This window comes from Nocardiopsis oceanisediminis, assembly GCF_048595525.1.
GTDB classification, from domain to species: Bacteria; Actinomycetota; Actinomycetes; order Streptosporangiales; family Streptosporangiaceae; genus Nocardiopsis_A; species Nocardiopsis_A oceanisediminis.
The window spans coordinates 2,994,024-3,015,054 of record NZ_JAFMZJ010000001.1 but is presented as its reverse complement, the minus strand read 5'-3'; the positions used below and the strand labels follow the sequence as shown (position 1 = coordinate 3,015,054).

Sequence of the window (21,031 nt, the reverse complement as noted above, 5' to 3'; positions counted from 1 at the left end):
TGTCGTCCCGGGGCCGCCCCGTTGCGGGCCCCGCGAAACCGACGCCAGCCTATGCGCCGGAGGCCCTCCCGGCCGGGGCCGCGCGGGGTGAGCTTCCTCGCCCGCCCCCCGCGGATGAAACGGCCGCCCCGGGCGGTTCGGCGCCCAGGCAGGACAGCACGGCCGCGGCCTTGAGCAGCGTCTCCCGGTACTCCTCCTCCGGGTCGGAGAGGGCGGTGATCGCGCCGCCGGTGCCCAGCCGGGCGCCGGCGGGGTCGCAGACCAGGGTGCGGATGACGATGCTCAGGTCCGCGGTGCCGTTGAAGCCCAGGTAGCCCAGGCAGCCGGCGTAGGGGCCGCGCGGTTCGGCCTCCAGCGCGTCCAGCAGCGCCACGGTGCGCTCCTTGGGCGCGCCGGTCATCGAGCCGCCGGGGAACAGCGCGCGCAGGCAGTCCAGCGCGTCCCGGTCGGCGCGGAGCCGCCCCTGCACCGAGGTGACCAGCTGGTGCACGGTGGCGTAGGACTCCACGCCCATCAGCCGGGGCACCTGCACGGTCCCGGGTTCGCAGACCCGGCCGAGGTCGTTGCGGATCAGGTCGGCGATCATCAGGTTCTCGCCGTGCGTCTTGGCGTCGGCGGGCAGCCGCTCGGCCTCGGCCGCGTCCAGCAGCGGGTCGGAGCGGCGCGGTGCGGTGCCCTTGATCGGCTTGCTGTGCGCCCAGCCGGCGCCGTCCACGGTGAGGAACCGCTCCGGGGAGGCGCTGAGCAGGGTGCGCGCGCCGGTGCGCAGATAGGCGCCGTAGGGCGCGGGGTTGTCCCGGCGCAGCCGGCGGTAGGCGGCGAACAGGCCCTCCGGGGTGCGCGGCGCCCGGACGCCGATCCCGTAGGTGTAGCAGGCCTCGTAGCTCTCCCCGTCCAGCAGCCAGCGCCGCACCTCGGCCAGGTCGCGCAGGTAGGTGCGGCGGTCGACGCCGGGGCGCGCCGCCGCGCCGGGCGGCTCCGGTGCGGGCGGCAGCGGGGCGGCGCCGCGCAGCCGCGCCAGGTAGCCGTCGAACCACTCCCCCGCCTCGGCCGCGGTGCCGCCGGCGTGCACCAGCCAGGCGGCTCCGGTGAGGTGGTCGACGGCGAGGAAGCGGCGGACGGTGAGGAAGGCGGCGTCGGGGCCGCGCGGGTCGGGGCGGACCGGTCCGGCCCCGGCGCCGTCCGGTCCGGCGCCGCGGGCCGCGCCGTAGCCGAGGTAGCCGACCAGGCCGCCGAGGAACGGCAGCGGGAAGGCGGCGGGGTCGACCCGGTCCGCCTCCAGCCGGCGGCGCAGCTCGCCGAGGAGGTCGCCGCCGAGCGCCCGAACCTCGGTGCCGCGCACCTCCTCCAGGCGCGGGGCGCCGGGGCCGGCCGTGTAGCGCAGCAGCGGGTCGCGGCGGGTGTCCACCGAGCCGAGGAGGCTGTACCGGCCCATCCCGTAGGCGGTGCGGGCGCTGTCCAGCCAGAACGCGTGCTCGTCGGCGGCGTGCAGCGCGCCGAAGACGTCCTCGGCGGTGCCGGGCAGCCGCACCGGCAGGGTGTGCACCGGCGCGGAGGCGGGCCGGGGCCGGCGGGCCCCGGCGGCGGGGCGGCTCCGGGCGGGCCGCGGTTCCGCCGCGTCCGCCGCGCGCGGGGGCGCGCCCTGCCGGAGGAAGTTGGCGATCAGCTCGCGGCCGTGCTCGGTCTCCACCGACTCGGGGTGGAACTGGACGCCGTGCAGCGGCCGGGTGCGGTGCCGCAGCCCCATGACGACGCCGTCGGAGGCGCGGGCGGTGACCTCCAGCTCGGCGGGGAGCGGCTCGGGGACGGCCAGCGAGTGGTAGCGGACGCAGCGGAAGCCCTGCGGCAGGCCGGCGAAGACGCCCGCGCCGTCGTGCGCGACCTCGTCGACCCTGCCGTGCATGGCTTCGGGGGCGCGCTCGACGGCGCCGCCGAAGGCGGCGGCGAGGGCCTGGTGGCCCAGGCAGACGCCGAGCACCGGGCCGGGGAAGGCGGCGAGGAGTTCGGGGACGCGGCCGATGTCGCCGCCGCGCAGCGGGGTGCCGGGGCCCGGGGAGACCACCAGGTGGGTGTGGCCGGCGGCGAGGGCGGCGGCCGGGTCCACCTCGTCGTTGCGGACCGTGACCGGCTCGACCCCGGCGACCTGCCAGATCAGCTGGTGCAGGTTCCAGGTGTAGGAGTCGTGGTTGTCCACGAGGAGCACGCGCGGGCGCGCGCCTGAGGGGTGGGCCCCGCTGCCGAGCGGGTCGTCATGCATGCGTCGCCTCTCACCGACCAGCGGACCGACAGGTGGACAAAGGGGGCGGACCCACCTTATCCACCCTGGTCCCGGCCGTCGGCGGCGCGGGTCCGGACCGGCCGGGGCGCGGGCGGAACGGGACGGCGCCCGCCCTCCCTCCTGCGGGGCGGACGGGCGCGCGGACCGGCTCCGGGCTAGATCAGCGTGGAGGCCTCGCTCAGCACCGAGCGCAGGATCTGCTCGATCTCGTCGAACACCGGCTGGTCGGCGGTGAGCGGCGGGGAGAGCTGGATGACCGGGTCGCCGCGGTCGTCGGCGCGGCAGTACAGGCCCGCGTCGAACAGCGCGCCGGAGACGAAGCCGCGCAGGATCCGCTCGGCCTCCTCGGCGTTGAAGGTCTGCTTGGTCTCGCGGTCCTTGACCAGCTCGATGCCGTAGAAGTAGCCGTCGCCGCGGACGTCGCCGACGATCGGCAGGTCCTTGAGCCGCTCCAGGGTGGAGCGGAACGCCGCCTCGTTCTTGCGGACGTTCTCGTTCAGGCCCTCGCGCTCGAAGACGTCGAGGTTGGCCAGGGCGACCGCGGAGGAGACCGGGTGCCCGCCGAAGGTGTAGCCGTGGTAGAAGGTGTTGTCCCCGTGGCGGAACGGCTCGAAGACCCGGTCGGAGGCGATCGCCGCGCCGATCGGGGCGTAGCCGGAGGTCATGCCCTTGGCGCAGGTGATGATGTCCGGGGTGTAGCCGTAGCGGGTGCAGGCGAACATCTCGCCGACCCGGCCGAAGGCGCAGATCACCTCGTCGGAGACGAGCAGCACGTCGTGCCGGTCGCAGATCTCGCGGACGGCGGCGAAGTAGCCGGGGGGCGGCGGGAAGCAGCCGCCGGAGTTCTGCACCGGCTCGAGGAAGACCGCGGCGACGGTCTCCGGACCCTCGGCGAGGATGGCCAGCTCGACCTGGTGCGCGGCCCAGCGGCCGAACGCCTCGGGGTCCTCGGCCATGCCGGGGACGCCGGTGATCTCGTCGGCCCGGTACAGGTTGGTGTTGGCCACCTTGAAGGCGCCCGGCACCAGCGGCTCGAAGACCTTCTTCAGGTCCGGCACGCCGGTGATGGACAGGGCGCCCTGGGTGGTGCCGTGGTAGGCCACCGAGCGGCTGATCACCTTGCGCTTCTCCGGGCGGCCGGTGAGCGCGAAGTACTGCTTGGCCAGCTTCCAGGCGGTCTCCACCGCCTCGCTGCCGCTGTTGGTGAAGAAGACCCGGTTCAGGTCGCCCGGGGTGTGGGTGCTGATCCGCTCGGCCAGCTCGATCGCGGCCGGGTGGGCGTAGCTCCACAGCGGGAAGTAGGCGAGCTCGGACGCCTGCCGGGTGGCGGCCTCGGCGATGTCGCGGCGGCCGTGGCCGGCCTGGACGACGAAGAGCCCGCCGAGCCCGTCGATGTAGCGGCGGCCCTCGGCGTCCCAGATGTGGACGCCCTCGCCCTTGGTGATCACCGGCACCTTCGCCCCGCTCTCGTAGGGGGAGTGCCGGGTGAAGTGCATCCAGAGGTGGTCGCGGGCGGCGTCGGAGAGTCGCTGGACGTCGTCGCGAGCGGCTGCCTTCTCTGCGTTCGTGCTCATGGCCCCTTGCCCGTTGCAGTCAACGTTGTGCGGTGCCCCATGATCAGCACCCTCTCCCGGAAAAGTCAACTGTTTCACGCGCAAATCTTATTGATGACAACCGATAGCGCAGTGATCATCAATCTTCTCCACGGTTTTCGCAGTCGCATCCGTCGGTCTCACCGGCCGTCTCCAGCACCGCGAAGGAGTGACCGGGCAGGTGCAGCGCGCGGCCGTCCGCCTCGACCCCGCCGCGGGCCAGCAGCACCGCGCCGGCCGGGGCGTCCAGCTCCGCCTCGGCCGGCCGGGGCCGCAGGTTGCAGGCCAGGCGGAGCCGCCCCCGGTGCAGCACCAGCACCCGCCCGTCGGCCGAGGCGCGCACCTCGAACCGGTCCAGCCTCGGGTCGGCCAGCTCGGGCCGGGCCCGCCGGAGCGCGATCAGGTCGCGGTAGGCGGCCAGCACCGAGCGGTGCGGCTCGTCGCCCGGCTCGGCCCAGTCCAGCACCGAGGCGTCCCGGGTGGCCGGGTCCATCGGGTCGGGGACCTCCGGCCCGCCGCCCTCCCCGGCCCAGACGCTCGCGCCGAACTCGCGGGCCCGGCCGCGGCGGACCGCCTCGGCCAGCTCCGGGTCGGTGAAGGAGGCGAAGAACCGCCACGGGGTGGAGGCCGCCCACTCCTCCCCCATGAACAGCATCGGGGTGTAGGGCGAGCAGAGCACCAGTGCCGCCCCGCAGCACAGCAGGGCGGGCGGGGCCGAGGCCGAGATCCGGTCCCCCCGCGCGCGGTTGCCGACCTGGTCGTGGGTCTGCAGGTAGCCCAGGTAGCGGGCGCCGGAGGAGGTGCGCGGGTCCACCGGCGCCCCGTGCGACCGGCCGCGGAACGAGGAGTACCGGCCGTCGTGCAGGAAGACCCGGCGCAGCGTGCGCGGGAGCGCGTCGGGAGCGGCGAAGTCGGCGTAGTAGCCGTGCGCCTCCCCGGTCAGCGCGGCGTGCAGCGCGTGGTGCAGGTCGTCGGACCACTGCGCGGTCATGCCCTGCCCGCCGGCCTCGCGCGGCGCGGTGGTGCGCGGGTCGTTCCGGTCGGACTCGGCGATCAGCGAGAGCGGCCGGCGCACCCCGGCGGCCAGCGCCTCCACCTCCGCGGAGAGCTCGGTGAGCAGGTCGGCGGCCCGGCCGTCGCGCAGCGCGTGCACCGCGTCCAGCCGCAGCCCGTCCAGGTGGAAGTCGCGCAGCCAGCCCAGCGCGTTGCCGACCACGTAGCGCCGCACCTCGTCGGAGCCGGGCCCGTCCAGGTTGAGCGAGGGCCCCCAGGCGGTCTCGCCGCCGGTGAAGTAGGGGCCGAACCGCGGCAGGCAGGCGCCGGCCGGGCCGAGGTGGTTGTAGACCACGTCGAGCAGGACCCCCAGGCCCCGCGCGTGGCAGGCGTCCACGAACCGCTTGAGCCCGTCGGGCCCGCCGTAGGGCTCGTGCACCGCGTACCACAGCACGCCGTCGTAGCCCCAGCCGTGCACGCCCTCGAAGGCGTTGACCGGCATCAGCTGGACCATGTCGGCGCCGAGCCGGACCAGGTGGTCCAGCCGGCCGATCGCGGCGTCGAAGGTGCCCTCGGCGGTGAAGGTGCCCACGTGCAGCTCGTAGAGGACCGACCCGGGCAGCGCCCGCCCGGTCCAGCCGCCGTCCGCCCACCGGTACGCCGCGTGGTCGTAGACCCGCGACGGCCCGAGCACCCCGCCGGGCTGCCAGACCGCCCGCGGATCGGGGCGGGGCTCCGGGTCGTCGTCGAGCAGGAACGCGTAATCGGTGCCGGGCGCGCCCGCCTCCGCGGCGGCCAGCGACCACCACCCTCCGCCCCGCTCCCCCATGTCCCGGTCCCGCCCGCCGACCCGGACCCGCACCCGCTCCCGCCCAGGAGCCCACACCGAGAAGCACCCGCCACCGTTCACGGAGGGTCACCTACCCCGGCCCGTCCCCGGCCACGCCCGGCACCCCGGCCCTTCCGGCACCGGAGGACGCCGGCACGGGCCGGTGCAGCGCCCCTGCGGAACCTCCGCGACCGATCCGCCCGTTCGCCCGCCTCGGAGCCCCGCCTCCGGCTACCTTGTCGACCGTCCGCCGGCCTCGGCGGGGAGAGACGACCTGGGAGGCGGAAGGCAATGGACCGGTTCCGCTACGGGGCCCGCTGCGAACGGGACGGACGCGCCTGGACCGTGGACGTACCCGAGCTGCGCATCCATACTTTCGGCGCCACCCTGGCCGATGCGGAGGAGATGGCCCGCGACGCCATCGCCCTGGTGCTGGATGCACCGGTGGAGCGGGTGAGCGTGGCTCTGGAAGTGGTCGGGACGCCCGGAGCCCCGCACGGGTCCGCCGGAGCGGGAAAGGCGGGCGGGGAGGCGGAGCAGCGGCCGCACCGCGCCCGGTAGGAGGCGGCGGACACAGTTCCCGGTGCCGGCGGCGCGGCCCGCCCGCCGGGTCCGTCCCATCGGCGGCGGACCGCGTGTGGAACCGGGCCGGACCGGAGGAATCCGGGCGGGCCCGGCCGCTCCGTCAGGCCGGGGGCCGGGGGCGGAACAGGGAGAGCCGGAAGGAGGCGGTGACCTCGACCGGGTCGGGGAGGGCGGAGAGCCGGGCGGTGCGCTCCTCGGTGGAGAGGTGGTGGGCGCTGGGGCCCATGGCGGCGGCGGTGCCGGCGGCGGGGTGCGGCAGCAGCATGCGGTACTCCAGCTCCCCGGTCCGGTCCCGGGTGAAGCGGTCGGACAGGGCCGACTCCAGGCGCTCCTCCTTGCGGGCGTCCACCGAGACCATGCCCAGGGCGGACACCAGCTCGCCCAGGTGGCCCGGGCCGGGGGTGACCACGAGGAGGGCGCCGCCGGGGCGGAGGACCCGGTGGAACTCGCCGGCGTCGCGCGGCGCGAACACGTTGAGCAGCAGCGCCGCCGAGCCGTCGCGCAGCGGCAGCCCGCGCCAGGCGTCGCAGGCCGCCGCGCCGGAGCGCGGGTGCGCCTTGGCCGCGCGGCGCAGCGCGTACTTCGACAGGTCCAGGGCCAGCCCGGTCGCGCCGGGCGCGGCGTCCAGCACCCGGGCCAGGTAGTAACCGGTGCCCGCGCCGACGTCGGCGACCAGCCCCTCCGCGCCGCCGAGGGCCTCGGCGGCGAGTCCGGCCAGCCGGCCGGCGAGCGGGGCGTAGTGCCCGGCCTCCTGGAACTCCTGGCGGGCCCGGACCATCTCCGCGGTATCGGCCGTACCGACCGGCCGGGCCCCGGTGAGCAGGCCGGCGTACCCCTCCTTGGCCACGTCGAAGGAGTGCCCGGCGGCGCAGGCCAGCGCGTTGCCCGCGGGCCCGACCCCCGCCCCGCAGTGCGGGCAGGCCAGCGCGGCCAGGACCGATTCGGGCATGCGGAGCCGCCGGAGAACGGGCGGGCGTCCGCCCTCGTGCGTGGTAGCCATGATCGCGGCCCAGCGTAGCGCGCCGCCGCGCCCGCACCGCCCGCCCCGGGGTCAGCCCTGATCCGGGGCGGGCTCGCGGACCAGGAGGGCGACCGGGTAGCGGGAGAGCAGGTCGCCCAGGCGGGGCGCGGCCGGGGCCTCGGGCGGGCCGGCCGGGAAGGAGCGGCCGGAGAGCAGGTCGCGCCAGGAGCCCCGCCCCCAGGGCAGCGGGAGGACGGTGCTCCGCCAGCCGCCCGACGCCGCCAGGCCGACCGGGAGCCGGGTGGCCACCGCCACCGCCCCGGCCCGGGGGCCGCGGGCGAAGGCGACGGCGTGCCGGGCGGCCGGCCCCGCGGCCGGCAGCGGCAGGTAGCCGCGCAGGTCGGCGCGGCGGCGCAGGTGCAGGGCCTGGCGGACGACGTGCATCTTGGCCTCCCCGGTGGCGTCCACCGGCGGGCGGCGGCCGGACTCCAGCCGCTCCAGCAGGACGTCCCGGGCGGTGAAGTCCACGGGGCGCCGGTTGTCCGGGTCGACCAGGGACAGGTCCCACAGCTCGGTCCCCTGGTAGACGTCGGGCACCCCGGGCATGGTGAGCTGGAGCAGCTTCTGCCCCAGCGCGTTGCTCCAGCCCGGCCGGCGCACCCGGTCGACGAACCCGGCCACGTCGGCGGCGAGCCGCTCGTCGCCGAGGACCCGCTCCGGCCAGGCCAGCACCTCCTCCTCGAAGGCGGGGTCCGGGTCGGTCCAGGAGGTGCGGAGCTTGGCCTCCCGGGCGGCCTTGAGCAGGTAGCAGCGGAGCCGTTCGGCGCTGACCGGCCAGGTGCCGACCAGCGTCTGCCAGGCCAGCAGGTCGAGCGAGGGCTCGGAGAGGCCGCTGCGCCGGCTCCAGCCGCGCACCGCCCCCGCGAACTCCTCGGCCATCTCCGACAGCACCGCGAGCCGCGCCCGGACGTCCTCCGAGCGCTTGGTGTCGTGGGTCGACAGGGTGGTCATCGACGCCGGGCGGACCGCCTCCCGGCGGGCGGCCGCCGCGTGGAACTCCTCGGGCCCCACCCCGAAGGCGCCCGGGTCGCCGCCGACCTCGTTCAGCGCGACGAACCGGGTGGCCCGGTAGAACGCGGTGTCCTCGACGCCCTTGGCCGTCACCATCCCGCTGGTCTGCTGGATCCGGACGGCGAGCTCCCCGGCGGGGTCCTCGCGCACCCGCCGGCCGATCTCCTCGAGCGCGGCGAGCGCCTCGGCGGAACCGCCCGGCGCGGCGGGGTGCGGTCCCCGCTCTGCGGCGGCCTCCTCAAGGGGGCCGGCGGAGTCCGCCCCCCGCTGGGGACGGCGGCCCGCGTCCTCGGGCCGCGCCCCCTCCTCCGTCCGGCCGGCCCCCTGCGGCGGAGGGTGCCCGGCCGCCGCGCCCCTGCCGCCCGCGCCGGCTCCGGGCGAGGGCCGCGCCGCGCCCTCCGGCGGGACCGCTCCCCCCGGGCCGGCCTGCGCCGGGGGGCGACCGCTCCCTTCCGCCTGCCCGCCCCCGCCGCCCGGCGGCTCGGGGACGCTCCGCCCGCTGCCGGAGCGGGCGGCTCCGGCGGCCGTGCTCCCGCCGTCCCCGCCGGGGCCCGGGGGCGGGTCGAGCGGGCTCCGCGCGTCGTCGGGGAGGCCGGAGAGGCGGTGCCGGGCGCGGGCCAGGGCGCGGGCCCAGTCCCGCTCCCCCTCGGGCAGGTAGGTGCGGTAGACGGGGAACGAGGCGAGCAGGGCGGCGACCGCGCGGCGGGCCGCGGGGTCCGGGCGGCCGCCGGTGAGGACCCGGGCGATCCGGTCGGTCTCGGCGGCCAGCAGGGCGCCCGCGGCCTGCTCCTTGGCGGTGCGCTCCAGATGCGGCAGGTCGGTGGGCACGCCCAGGGAGTCGGCCAGCCGGGTCAGCGGGGCCTCGCCGCCGGGGTCGACGAACAGCCCGCACACCTCGCGCAGCGCGTCGTAGCCGGTGGTGCCGTCGACCGGCCAGGAGGCGGGCGGCTCCTCCCCGGGGTGCAGGATCTTCTCCGCGACGATCCACCCGGGGAAGCGGTCGCGCAGCCGGCGCAGGTAGCCGCCGGGGTCGGCGAGGCCGTCCGGGTGGTCGACGCGCAGGCCGGCGAGTTCGCCGCGCTCCGCCCAGCGCAGCACCTCGGCGTGGAGCGCGTCGAACACCTCGGGGTCCTCGGTGCGGACCGCGGCCAGCTCGGTCACGTCGAAGAAGCGGCGGTAGGACATCGACTCGGCCGCGCGCCGCCAGGACACCAGCCGGTAGTGCTGGGCCGCGTGCACCTCGGCGGGGGCGGCGCCGGGCGGGGCGGTGCCGGGCGGGGCGGTGCCGGGCGGGGCGGTGCCGGGCGGGGCGGTGCCGGGGGCGACCGGGTAGCGGCGGCCGTCCAGGACCAGCGCGCCGTCCTCCAGCTCCAGCCGGTCCAGCGCCGCGCCGCCGCTGTCGCCGTCGTCGGGCAGCACCGGCAGCTCGATCGGGCCGCGGGTCCAGTCGATGTCGAAGTGGCCGGCGCGCCCGGACCCCGGCCCGTCCCGCAGCACCTCCCACCACCACGGGTTGGCCTCCGGGAGCGCCACCGACATGTGGTTGGGCACGATGTCGGCGACCAGCCCCATGCCGAGTCCGCGCAGGCGCTCGGCCAGTTCCAGGCGGGCCTGCTCGCCGCCGAGCTCCGGGCAGACGGCGCTCGGGTCGACCCCGTCGTAGCCGTGCGACGACCCGGGGGCGGCGGTGAGCAGCGGCGCGGTGTACAGCGCGCCGGCGCCGAGCCGGTCCAGGTAGCCGGCGAGGGCGCGGGCATCGCCCAGCCCGCCTCCCGGGCGGAGCTGCATCCGGTAGGTCGATGTCGGGACCGGGGGCGCGCCTTCGCGGCGGGGCTTCTCGCTCATCCGACCACGGTCCTGCCCGCGGCCCGGCCGGCTCTAACCCCGGCCGCGGCTCCCCCGCCGGGCCGCGGGGCGGGCGGCCTCCTCCGCTCCCCCGCCCGGTGCGCTCCCGGTGCTCCCAGCGGTCCCGGACGGGCGGAGACCGGTGCCCGGCGCAGCGGTACCGGCCCCGGCGCCTTCCCCGCCCGGCCGAGGGCGGCCGGGACCGGCCGCGCCGGGGCGGCGGGGGGCGGAGCGGGGCGGTCCCCGCACAGCGGCCGAGCGGGGACCTCGGCGGACGCCCTAAGCTGGGCGGCGCCGGCCGCCCGAGCGCCCGCGGCCGGATCCGATCCGCACGGAAGGCCCGCCCGTTGTCCCACGACTCCTCCGCTCGCCCGACCGTCCTGCTGCTCAACGGCCCCAACCTGAACCTGCTCGGCCACCGCGACCCCGCGCAGTACGGGACCGCGTCGCTGGCCGACATCGAGCGCCGGGTCACCGAGCTGGGCGCGGAGCTCGGGGCCGATGTGGAGTGCGCGCAGAGCAACCACGAGGGCGTCCTGGTCGAGCACGTCCACCGCGCCCGGGACCTCGACGGCGTGGTCATCAACCCCGGCGCGTTCGCCCACTACAGCATCGCGCTGCGGGACGCCGTGGACGCGGTCGACACCCCGTGTGTCGAGGTCCACATCTCCAATGTGTACGCGCGCGAGGAGTTCCGGCACACCTCGGTCACCGCTCCCGTGATGCAGGGCTATATCGCCGGGTGCGGTGTGGCAGGCTACGAGCTGGGGCTCCGCGCGGTGCTGGCGCGGATCTCCGAGCGCGGGGGCGCCGGGGGCTGAGTCCGGGCCTCCGGGGGCGTGCCGGGTTCGGCCCACTTGTCACCGGTTGTTAAATTCGTCGTCGGCGCCCGTTCAGCGGCGCCGAGGTCCGGGCCGGTCGCGGGAGCGGCGGCGCTCGGAGCGCCCGCGCACGCACCGCCTCGCCAGGCGCCCAACAGGGGGAGAACCACACAGACATGCGCCCGTCCACGTATCGCACGCTGTCCGCGGCCGCCCTCGCGACCGCCGTCGCCCTGACGACCGCGTGCGGCAGCGACGACGCCGTCCGCGGCCGCGACCGGATCCCCGTCCCCGCGGACCTGTCCTGCTTCGGCGGAAACCTCGCCGGCTCGGGCTCCAGCGCCCAGGAGAACGCGATGACCACGTGGATCGCGGGCTACCAGACGGAGTGCGAGGACGCCCTGGTGTTCTACGACGCGATCGGCTCGGGCGGCGGCCGCAGCCAGTTCCTGGACGGCGCGGTGGACTTCGCCGGGTCGGACGCGGCGCTGGACGAGACCGAGGCCGCCGAGGCCGTCGAGCGGTGCGAGGGCTCCCCGGCCGTGAACATCCCGGCCTACGTGGTGCCGATCGCGGTGGTGTTCAACCTGGAGGGCGTGGACGGGCTCAACCTCGCGCCGGAGACGATCGCGGGCATCTTCCGCGGCGAGATCAAGCGCTGGAACGACCCGGCGATCGCGGACGACAACCCCGACGCCGACCTGCCGGACCGGCGGATCACCCCGGTTTCGCGCTCGGACGAGTCCGGCACCACCGAGAACTTCACCGCCTACCTGCACGCCGCCGCCCCCGAGGCGTGGCCGGACGAGGCGGACGGGCAGTGGCCGGTGCCCCCGGTGGAGGCCGCCCAGGGCAACAGCGGCATCGCCGAGGCGGTCAGCGGCGGCGAGGGCACCATCGGCTACGTCGAGGCGTCCCACGTGGGGCACATGTCGGCCGCGGCGGTGGGCGTCGGCGGCGAGTTCGTCGAGGTGTCCCCGGAGTCGGCGGCCTCCGTGGTCGCCGCCTCCCCCAAGCGGAAGGGCGGCGGCGAGTACGACCACGCCATCGACATCGACTACGGCACCACCGAGCCCGGCGTCTACCCGATCGTCCTGGTCAGCTACCAGATCGCCTGCATGGACTACGGGGACGGGCCGGAGAACGGCAGGATCCGCGACTTCCTGTCCTACGTGATCAGCCCGGAGGGCCAGGAGGCCGCCTCCGAGGAGACCGGGTCGGCCCCGCTGCCCGAGGAGATCCGGGGCGACCTGCAGAAGACCCTGGACGCCATCGGCACCGGCGCGGCCCGGGGCTGACCCCCGGCGCACCTTTCACGGCGGGCCGCCCGCGGAGCGCTCCGCGGGCGGCCCGCCGTTTCCGGCACCGCCTCACCCGGGGTAGGGTCGGCATGGCGGAGTGTCATGACCGCGCAGCGGGCCGGGACCGGCCTCCCCACCCGGTCGTTGTCTTCCCCCATCGACCGGGCGACGCCGGCTTCCGGCCCCTGCCCGGCCCTGCGGCGCCCCTCCGGAATCGGCCCCGGCGGCAGCGCGCGCAGGCGGGCGGGGCGGATCCGCGCGGCCGAAGGCCCGTCCCCGCCGGGGACCGGGGCCGCCCTCCGCTATTCGGCGCCCCCGCGGCGCGGCGGCGCCGCGCAGGCCGGGGACCCCTCCCCCGGGCCGGGCGGCCGCGGCCCGCGGGCTGCCCGGTGTCGCCGGGCGGGGCCGGCTGCGGGACCGCCGCCGGCTTGGCGCGCGGGACCGCCGAGCGGTACCGGCGCGCCTCCGGGTCGGTGAGGTCGGTCAGCGCACCGGGGCCGCACTGGATCCGGTAGCGGCCGTACACCGACTCCACCGCCTCCGCCAGCCCCTCCTCCTCCCGCCGGTCGCGCATGCCGCGCAGCAGGGCCCGGGTGCGCCACAGCCGGACGCCGGCGTCGTTGCCGCCGCCGGGGTCGGGGATCAGCTCGACCAGGCCGGCCCGGGCCCGCTCGGCGCGGGCGACCATCACCGCCAGGGTGTCCGGGGCGACCCCCCAGACGACCGGGAGGCGGAGCACGAACGGCGCCGGGAAGCCGGTGCCCGGCGGCCGCGCGGTGAAGCCGACCCGGGGGTCGGTGAGGTAGGCGGCCTGGAGCAGGCGCAGGTCCATCGGGTCGCCGCCGGGCTCCTCCCGGGCGTCCCAGTCGGCGGCGAGCGCCACGTCGAGGTCGGACTCGGTGCCGTCGAGGAGCCGGTCGACGCAGGCGCGGACCATGTCGTAGGGGGCGCCCTCGACGTCGATCACCGCGCGGACCAGCGGCTGAGCGGTGCCGCGGCCGCCCGTGCGCCCGGGGTCGGACCACGGGGCGGCCCTTCCCCCGCCCTGGGCGCCGGTGCGCCAGGCCGGGGCGTCGCGGTCCGGGACGAACAGCGCCCCGGCGTGCCAGAGCCGGCGGCCGAGTTCGTGGTCGTCCTTGGTCTCCGGGCCGCCGATGCCCTCGTAGAGGGTGCGGCGGACCGCGGTGGCGGCCGAGGTGAAGGCCCGGTACCCGTCCTCGGCGGCCTCGGCGAGGTCGGCGGTGGCCTCCAGCAGGGCGTCGCGCGGCGGGCTGGCCCCGTCGGCGCCCAGCTCGTCGACCATGCCGCCGGACATCGCCAGCGCCCCGGCGCCGGTCGGGCCGTCCGGGGCCCGGCGCGCCCGCAGCAGGTCGGCGAAGGTGACGCACTCCGGGCGGAGGTGGTGCCAGCGCGCGTGGACCTCGACGAAGAACGGGTCCACCAGCGTTCCGGCGTCCAGCCAGCAGACGACCTCCCCGGACGCGGCGCGGGCCCCGGCGGCGCGGGCCCGGGCCGGGCCGGCGTGCGCGGGGGCCCGCTCCACGTGCAGCCGGTCGGGCAGCATCTCCCCGGAGAGCGGTAGCCGCAGCCCCTGCGGGGCGACCACCACCACGTCCAGCAGGTGCGCCGGGTAGGTCTGCACGGACAGCGCGGCGAGCGTCAGCTCCAGCCGGTCTCCGGGGAACGCCGGGACGACCACGCTGACCGCGAGTTCGGGCCGCCAGGAGGCGGGTTCCGGCGGTACCAGCGCCGTCCAGTCGTTGCGGAAGACCCGCGTGCGGGACGGCTGCACGCGGCGGTCGGCTGGGGAGCCGCCCTCGGGCGACCCCGAGTGGCATTGCGACAACACATCGACACTATAACGTTACGGAAAGCGATACCCGGGTTTCCGGGCCCACCAGCGCGCCGGTGTCGGCTTCCGCTCCGACCTGCGGTTTCGCATCCACTCTGCCGGGGGCGCGGCGGGCGCCGGCCGGAGGCGCCCCGCCCCGCGCGGCCGCCTCCGGAGAGCACCGCTCCGGCCCCGGGGGCACGACGGCCCTCCCGAGCGGCTCTGCGGGCCGCCGCTCGGACGCCCGGCGGCGCGGCGCGCCGAGGAGGGCCGGCTCCCGCCCCGGGGCCTTCCCGGGCCGACGGACCGGTCGGCGCCCGCCGCCGCGCCGGGCGCGCCGCCCCGGCCGGACCGGAGGCGAGGCCGGTGCCCCGCGGCGCGCCCGCGCCCGGCCCTCCGGCGGCGCGGCGGCCCCGGCGGGCGGACCCTGCGGAGCGGTCCGGCCCGCCTGTCCAGCGGGCCGGACGCGTGGAGGGCCCCGGACGAGCGGACCTGAGGCGAAGCCGGTGCCCCGCAGCGCGCCCGCGTTCAGCGCCCCCGGCGGGCGCACCGCCGGCGGGCGGGCCGGTGCGGAGGGCGTGCGCGCGGCGCCGGCCCGGCCCTCCCCACCGCGTCAGGCCCGGATGTCCTTGACGGTGCGCCCCTCCTGGACCACCAGGACGATGTTGTCCGGGTCGGCGGGCAGGGCGATGTCGGCCAGCGGGTCGCCCTCGCACACCACCAGGTCGGCCAGCATGCCCTCGCGCACGGTGCCCACCCGGTCGGCGAGGCCGAGCAGCTCGGCGGCGTTGCGGGTGGCCGCGGTGATCGCCTCCATCGGGGAGAGCCCGACCCGGGTCAGGTGCCCCAGCTCGGCCAGGTTGCCGCCGTGCGGGGAGATCCCGGCGTCGGTGCCCATCGCCACCTTGACCCCGCGCCGCACCGCCTCGGAGATCCGCTCGAAGGTCCGCCCGGCCAGCTCCCGCTTGGTCCGCACCGCCTTCTCCGTCATGAGGTGGACGCGGTCCTCGAAGTCGAAGGTGGCCAGGGTCGGCACCAGGTAGGTCCCGTGCTCCAGCATCAGGTCGATGCCCTCGCCGTCGACGAGGTAGCCGTGCTCGATGCTGGCCGCCCCGCCGCGCACCGCGTTGCGGATGCCGGCCGCGCCCTGGGCGTGCGCGGCGACGGGCCGGCCGCCGTGCCGGGCGGCCTCGGCCGCCATGGCCGCGATCTCCTCGGAGGTGAGCCCCTCGTCGTCGGGGGTGTCCGAGGGGCTGGAGACGCCGCCGGTGGCGCAGACCTTGATCACGTCGGCGCCGTCCCGCATCAGCCGCCGCGCCGCGACCCGGGCCTCCTGCACCGAGTCGGCGATCTCCGACATCGAGTTGCCGCCGCAGGTGTGCAGGTCGACGCCGGTCGGCAGGGTGAAGTCGGCGTGCCCGCCGGTATGGCTGACCAGGCGCAGGGCCAGGCTCAGCCGGGGGCCGGAGAGCAGTCCCCGCTGCTGGGCGGTGCGGAAGCCCGCGTCGGTTCCGCCGAGGTCGCGGGCGGTGGTGACGCCGGCCTCCAGGGTGCGGCGCATCCGCTCGGCCGTCTCGAAGGCGTGCAGGCTGCGCGGGATCTCCGCGTTGTTGAACAGGATCTGGCGGCTGTCGCCGATGCCGAAGTGCACGTGGGCGTCGATGAAGCCGGGCAGGAGGGTGCGGCCGCCGAGGTCCTCCACGGTGTCGCCGGGGGCGGGCCCGGGCGCCCCCGCGGCGGGCCCGGCGTAGCCGATCACCCCGTCGGCCACCGCGACGACGGCGTCGGCCACCGGGGCGGCCCCGGTGCCGTCGATCAGGGTCGCGTTCCGGTAGAGGGTCCTGCGGGCGGTCATGTGTGCTCCTCACGGGTGCGTGCGGACGGGCTGTCGCGGGGTCCGCGCCGCGCCCGGGACGGGCGCGGCGCGGACCGGGTCAGATGCGGGCCTCCATGCCGGGGCCGACCGGGATGCCGGCGAAGAAGAAGACCGCCAGCACCAGTGTCCACAGCACCAGGAAGACCAGGGAGAAGGGGAGCGACCGCGCGATGACGGTGCCGATCCCCGCCTTGGGCTCGTAGGCCCGCAGGAAGCCGAGGATGATCACCACGTAGGGGCTGAGCGGGGAGAGCACGTTGGAGGTGGAGTCGCCGACCCGGAACGCCGCCTGGATGAAGCCCGGCTCGTATCCGAGCAGCGCGAACATCGGCACGAACACCGCGGCGAACAGCGCCCACTGCGCCGACCCGGAGATGATGAACAGGTTGATCAGGAAGGCCAGCAGGATGAAGCAGACGACGGCGGGGAACCCGGTGAACCCGGTGGCCTCCAGCCCCTCCGCGCCCTGCACCGCGATCCAGGTGGACAGGTTGGTCCAGTTGAACAGCTCCAGGAACTGGGCCATCACGAAGGCCAGCACGATGAAGCCGGACATCTCCTTGATCGTGTGGCCCATCATCCGCGCGACGTCGGCCCCCGCGGTGATGGAGCGGGTGACCAGGCCGTAGACCACGCCGGGGAGCGCGAGCACCAGGAAGACCAGGAAGACCACCGAGCTGAGCAGCGGGGACTCGGGCAGGAACGCCCCGTCCTCGTTGCGCATCGGCGCGCCCTCCGGCAGGCAGACCGCCAGCACCGCGGCGACCAGGACGAGCAGCGTCACCCCGGCCCAGCGCAGCCCGCGCCGCTCCTCCGGGGAGAGCTCCGGGTCCATCCGGGTGTCCGGCCCCTCCTCGGCGCGGCCCGCGTCCTCGGCGGCGACCCGCTCCCGGGTGACCTTCGCCCGCTCCAGGGAGGGCTCCAGCACCCGGTCGATGAGCAGGCCGCCGACCAGGCTGAGCAGGATCGCGATGGTGAAGGTGAGGAAGTGGTTGGAGACCGGGCTGACGTGGGTGCCCAGGTCGACCCCGGCGGCCGCGGTGTTGGTGATGCCGGACAGCAGCGCGTCGGTGCTGGTGATGAAGGGGCTGCAGCTGAAGGCGGCGGTGGCGACGGCGAACCCGCCCATCAGCCCGGCGACCGGGTGCCGGCCGGCGGCCTTGAACACCATGGCGGCCAGCGGCGGGACGACCACCATGGAGGCGTCGCTCATGATGCTCGCCGAGACCGCGACCAGCGCCACCACGTAGGGCAGCAGCCAGCGCGGGGCGCTGCCGAAGGCCCGGCGGACCAGGGCCATCAGCAGGCCGGTCCGCTGCGCCACGCCGACGCCCAGCAGCACGGTGAGCACCACGCCCAGCGGCGGGAAGCCGATGAAGTTGCTCACCAGCGAGGTCGTCAGCCAGGTCAGCCCCTCCGCGGTGAAGAAGCTGCGGATCGGCTGCGGGCCGTCCTCACCGCCGGGGACCTCGACCTGCGCGCCCTGCGCCGCCATGGCCGCGGAGACCACGGCGACCAGGGCGAACAGGATGAGGAACAGCACGAACGGATCGGGGATCCGGTTGCCGACGCGTTCGATGCCGTCGAGCAACCGGGCGATGCGCCCGGGGGCCGGCGGGGCGGAGGCGCGCTCGCTCTTGCGGCTCGGCGTGGTCATGGGTCACCTCACCAGGGGGAAGGGGAAAGGGGATCAGTCTTCGGCGCCCGGGGCGGCCCGGAGCGCTCCGGTGGTGTCCTTGCGGACGGTGCCGTCCATCAGGACCGCGGTGATGTTGTCCGGGTCGCCGGGGAGCGCGATGTCGGCCAGCGGGTCGCCGGCGCAGACCACGACGTCGGCCCGCTTGCCGGGCTCCAGGGTGCCGACCTCCGCGTCGGTGCCGAGCAGCTCGGCGGCGTTGCGGGTGCCGGCCAGCAGGGCGCCCATCGGGGTCATCCCGTGCTGCACCAGCAGCTCCAGTTCGCGCAGGTTGCGGCCGTGCGGGCAGATGCCGGCGTCGGTGCCCAGCGCGACCTTGACCCCGGCGGCGATGGCGGCGGAGATGTTCTCGCTCAGGTGCTCCTGGAGCTTGAGCTTCTTGGCCACCGCGTAGGGGGCCGACCTCTCCGGGTCGGGCGGGGTGGTCGCGGTGGACAGCGTCGGCACCAGGAAGGCCCCGCTCTCGCCGAGCATGTCGATGCCCCGGGCGTCGATCTCGTAGCCGTGCTCGACGCTGGTCACCCCGGCGGCCAGGGCGTTGCGGATGCTCCGCGCGCTCTGCGCGTGCGCGGCGACCGGGACGCCGTGCCCGGCGGCCTCCCGGACGATCGCGGTCATCTCCTCCACGTTGAGCCCGTCGTGCCAGGGGGTGTCCCGCGGGCTCCACACGCCGCCGCTGGCCATCACCTTGATCACGCCGGCGCCGCGGCGCATCGCCTCGCGGGTGTTGCGCAGCGCCTCGTCGACGCCGTCGGTGAGCATCGAGATGCCGCCGTCGGGGCCGAGCACCGTGCCGGAGTCGAAGCCGCAGCAGGTGCGGAAGTCGCCGTGCCCGCCGGTGGGGCCGAGCGCCCGGTAGGCGATGGTGAGCCGGGGGCCGTCGACGACGCCCTCGTCCACCGCCTTCTGCACCGCCATGTCCATCCCGGCGAGGTCGCGGGCGCCGGTGACGCCCGCCTCCAGGGTGGCGCGCAGGATCGGGATCGCCCGGTAGTAGCCGTAGTGCGGGGGGTCGTCGAGCAGGTGGGCGGGGTTGATCCCGCCGGCCGGCATGGTCAGGTGCACGTGGGCGTCGATGAAACCGGGCAGGATCGTGCCGCCGCGGGCGTCGAGCACCCGGTGGCCGGCGCCGATCCGGGGCAGTTCGGCGGCCGGGCCCGTCCAGTCGATGCGCCCGCCCCGGACCACGACCGCCCAGTCCGGGCGCGGGCCGGCCCCGGTCCCGTCGATGACGGCTCCGTTGCGGACGACGATCGTGTCCTGCGAGGACATCGGGTGCCACCTTTCCGTGTCGCCGGCCGCACGGGCCGGCCTCGGCCCGGCCGCGTTCCACGGGGCGGAAGCGCGTCCGAGCGGGTCCGTAACCTTCCGGAAACCCCCAGCTCAGGGCCTTGCTCCGGCTCTGCGGAAACCTACGGTGTGATAAAGGTGAACATCGAGAATCGCCGGAAAAGATTTTCCCTCGGGGGTCCGATGCAGGAATCCAGCAGCTTGCACGAGTTCGATCTGTCCCTGATCAACGCGCTGCAGCTGGCCCCGCGCGCCGCGTGGTCGGACCTGGCCCCGATCCTGGACGCGGACGCGACCACCCTGGCCCGCCGGTGGCGGCGGCTGGAGGAGTCCGGGCTGGCCCGGATCACCGTCTTCCCCCGGGAGCGGCTGACCACCCGGCGGAACATGGCCTATCTGGAGCTGACCTGCCGCAACGGCACCGTCGAGCAGGTCGCCTCCGCGCTGGCCGAGGACCCCGGGACGCTCAGCATCCAGTTCACCGCCGGCTCCCACCAGCTGCTGCTCACCGTCGCGCCGGGCCAGGGGATGGCCGACTACCTGATGGACTGGATCGGCGCCTTCCCCGACGTGGTCTCCTACCGGGTGCACATGGTCACCCGGGTGGTCTCCGAGGCGCACCGCTGGCAGGTCCGCGCGCTCTCCCCGGAGCAGCGCCGCAGGCTGCGCGGGCTGTCCCCGCGGACCGAGGAGGACGGCGGCGACGACCGGGTCACCGAGCTGGACCAGCGCATCGCGGACCTGCTCTGCACCGACGGCCGGATGGGCTACCAGCGGATCGCCGAGCGGCTGGACATCGCGCCGACCACCGCCGCGCGCCGGCTCAACCGGCTGATCCGCTCCGGGATCATCGGGCTGCGCTGCGACATCGCCCGCGCCGAGATGGGCTGGCCGACCGCGGCCGTGCTCTGGGGGACGGTGGACCCGCAGGTGCTGGAGCGCACCGAGGACCTCGGCGAGCGGGTTCCGGAGCTCCGGCTGTGCAGCACCATCGCCGGCCCGGAGAACACCCACTTCATCGTCTGGCTGCGCACCGTCCCCGACCTGACCCGGGTGGAGCACCGGCTGCTGGAGGCCCTTCCCGGGCTGCGCGTCTCCGACCGGCGGATGGTGCTGCACACCTTCAAGTTCATGGGCAACGTCCTGGACCGCGCGCAGCGCTACGTGCGCACCGTCCCGCTCCGGCTGCACCTGCCGGAGGCCTCCCCGCGCTGACCGCCGCCCCGGGGGGGCTCTCCCCCCGGGAGGGGCTCCGGCGGCGGGGACGGGGGCGCGTTCCGCCGTGTCCGCCGGTTCCGGGAGGTCCGGCGCATCGGCCCCTCCCCTGCCGGCCCGCCCGTCCCCCCGCGCCGAGGGCGGGGAGCGCTCCCCGTCCGGCCCCGCCGGCCGCAGCGGCAGGAGGACCAGAGGGCGCGGGCCGGGCGGGCCTTGGCTCCGCCGTGTCCGCCGGTTCCGGGAGGGCCGGCGCGGTCCTGCTCCGGCCGGACGCGGGAGGCGCCTCCGCAGAAGGCAAGGGCCTCCCCGCGGCCGGAGCGGTCCCGGTGCTCCGCACCGGGGCCGGGGCCTCTCCGGGGTCAGCAGCGCCCGAAGTCGCCCTCGATGTGGGTGCACAGCCAGCCGCCGGGGTGGTCGGCGACCCGGATGGCCAGGGCGCGGCGGCGGGCGCCGACCTCGACGACCGCGCCCAGCTCGGCCACGCCGGGGCCGGCCGGGCGCAGCCAGGCGCTGCGGACCCGGGGGCGGTTGCGGCACCGGTAGGCGCCGACGCGGCGGCGGAGCAGCGCGTAGGCGCGCGGCGCGACCAGGCCGGCGACCTGGTCGGGGGCGCGCTCGCCGGCCAGCACCTCGGCGGTGATCTGGGCCAGGCGGGCGGCCTGGACGGGGCAGCGGGGGGCGTGCAGTCGGGGGCGGCGGGAACGGCAGGGTCGGGGGTGCACTGCGGTCTCCTTCCGGGCTGCGCCGGGCGCCGCTGCGTCCGGCACCTGGACAGAACCGGACCGGCCGCTCCCCGGTCACCCGGAATTCCAGCTTTCTCCCCGAATCTGTCGTCCCCGGTGGATCC

At 76.6% G+C, this 21,031-nt stretch carries 14 protein-coding genes; 4 read left to right on the top strand and 10 right to left on the bottom strand.

Going from position 1 to position 21,031, the window contains the following annotated elements:
- Positions 1–49: 49 nt before the first annotated feature.
- From J0910_RS13305 to treZ, 3 genes are all read right to left on the bottom strand, one after another.
- Entirely contained in the window at positions 50–2,257 is a 2,208-nt protein-coding gene (locus tag J0910_RS13305) for a chorismate-binding protein (RefSeq protein ID WP_420158808.1), read from the bottom strand.
- A gap of 176 nt (positions 2,258–2,433) precedes the next feature.
- A complete protein-coding gene (locus tag J0910_RS13300; protein WP_420158807.1) occupies positions 2,434–3,852 on the bottom strand; it encodes an aspartate aminotransferase family protein in 1,419 nt (472 codons plus the stop codon).
- A 118-nt stretch (positions 3,853–3,970) separates the two neighbouring features.
- On the bottom strand, positions 3,971–5,773 hold the full coding sequence (gene treZ, locus J0910_RS13295) for a malto-oligosyltrehalose trehalohydrolase (protein WP_420158806.1): 1,803 nt from the start codon (positions 5,771–5,773) through the stop codon (positions 3,971–3,973).
- Positions 5,774–5,983: 210 nt separating this feature from the next.
- On the opposite strand from treZ, the gene J0910_RS13290 reads away from it, so the two are divergent.
- Complete coding sequence (locus tag J0910_RS13290; RefSeq protein WP_420158805.1) at positions 5,984–6,253, top strand: type II toxin-antitoxin system HicB family antitoxin; 270 nt, start codon at positions 5,984–5,986, stop codon at positions 6,251–6,253.
- A 124-nt stretch (positions 6,254–6,377) separates the two neighbouring features.
- On the opposite strand, the gene J0910_RS13285 is transcribed toward J0910_RS13290, so the two are convergent.
- Together J0910_RS13285 and J0910_RS13280 are read right to left on the bottom strand one after the other, a co-directional pair.
- Positions 6,378–7,226: a putative RNA methyltransferase gene (locus J0910_RS13285; protein WP_420158804.1), complete on the bottom strand. Its 849-nt coding sequence runs from the start codon at positions 7,224–7,226 to the stop codon at positions 6,378–6,380.
- 102 nt (positions 7,227–7,328) lie between these two features.
- On the bottom strand, positions 7,329–10,154 hold the full coding sequence (locus J0910_RS13280) for an alpha-amylase family glycosyl hydrolase (RefSeq protein ID WP_420158803.1): 2,826 nt from the start codon (positions 10,152–10,154) through the stop codon (positions 7,329–7,331).
- A gap of 347 nt (positions 10,155–10,501) precedes the next feature.
- Between J0910_RS13280 and aroQ the strand changes: the two genes are divergently transcribed.
- Positions 10,502–10,975 carry a type II 3-dehydroquinate dehydratase gene (gene aroQ, locus J0910_RS13275; RefSeq protein WP_420158802.1) on the top strand — a complete coding sequence of 158 codons (474 nt, stop codon included), beginning with the start codon at positions 10,502–10,504 and terminating at the stop codon, positions 10,973–10,975.
- 176 nt (positions 10,976–11,151) lie between these two features.
- Complete coding sequence (gene pstS, locus J0910_RS13270; RefSeq protein ID WP_420158801.1) at positions 11,152–12,273, top strand: phosphate ABC transporter substrate-binding protein PstS; 1,122 nt, start codon at positions 11,152–11,154, stop codon at positions 12,271–12,273.
- 103 nt (positions 12,274–12,376) lie between these two features.
- On the opposite strand, the gene J0910_RS13265 is transcribed toward pstS, so the two are convergent.
- From J0910_RS13265 to J0910_RS13250, 4 genes are all read right to left on the bottom strand, one after another.
- On the bottom strand, positions 12,377–14,125 hold the full coding sequence (locus J0910_RS13265) for a glycosyl transferase family 2 (protein WP_420158800.1): 1,749 nt from the start codon (positions 14,123–14,125) through the stop codon (positions 12,377–12,379).
- Between the two features lie 595 nt (positions 14,126–14,720).
- The gene (locus J0910_RS13260) at positions 14,721–15,962 is read right to left on the bottom strand and encodes a metal-dependent hydrolase family protein (RefSeq protein ID WP_420158799.1); all 1,242 of its coding nucleotides are present in this window, start codon (positions 15,960–15,962) and stop codon (positions 14,721–14,723) included.
- Positions 15,963–16,041: 79 nt separating this feature from the next.
- Positions 16,042–17,640, bottom strand: coding sequence for an AbgT family transporter (locus J0910_RS13255; protein ID WP_420158798.1), 1,599 nt, complete (start codon positions 17,638–17,640; stop codon positions 16,042–16,044).
- Positions 17,641–17,673: 33 nt separating this feature from the next.
- Entirely contained in the window at positions 17,674–18,951 is a 1,278-nt protein-coding gene (locus J0910_RS13250) for a metal-dependent hydrolase family protein (protein WP_420158797.1), read from the bottom strand.
- 219 nt (positions 18,952–19,170) lie between these two features.
- Between J0910_RS13250 and J0910_RS13245 the strand changes: the two genes are divergently transcribed.
- On the top strand, positions 19,171–20,184 hold the full coding sequence (locus J0910_RS13245) for an Lrp/AsnC family transcriptional regulator (protein WP_420158796.1): 1,014 nt from the start codon (positions 19,171–19,173) through the stop codon (positions 20,182–20,184).
- Positions 20,185–20,543: 359 nt separating this feature from the next.
- Here the strand turns inward: J0910_RS13245 and J0910_RS13240 are convergent, their stop codons facing one another.
- Positions 20,544–20,906, bottom strand: a complete 363-nt coding sequence (locus J0910_RS13240; RefSeq protein ID WP_420158795.1) for an Rv3235 family protein — start codon at positions 20,904–20,906, stop codon at positions 20,544–20,546.
- Positions 20,907–21,031 lie beyond the last annotated feature (125 nt).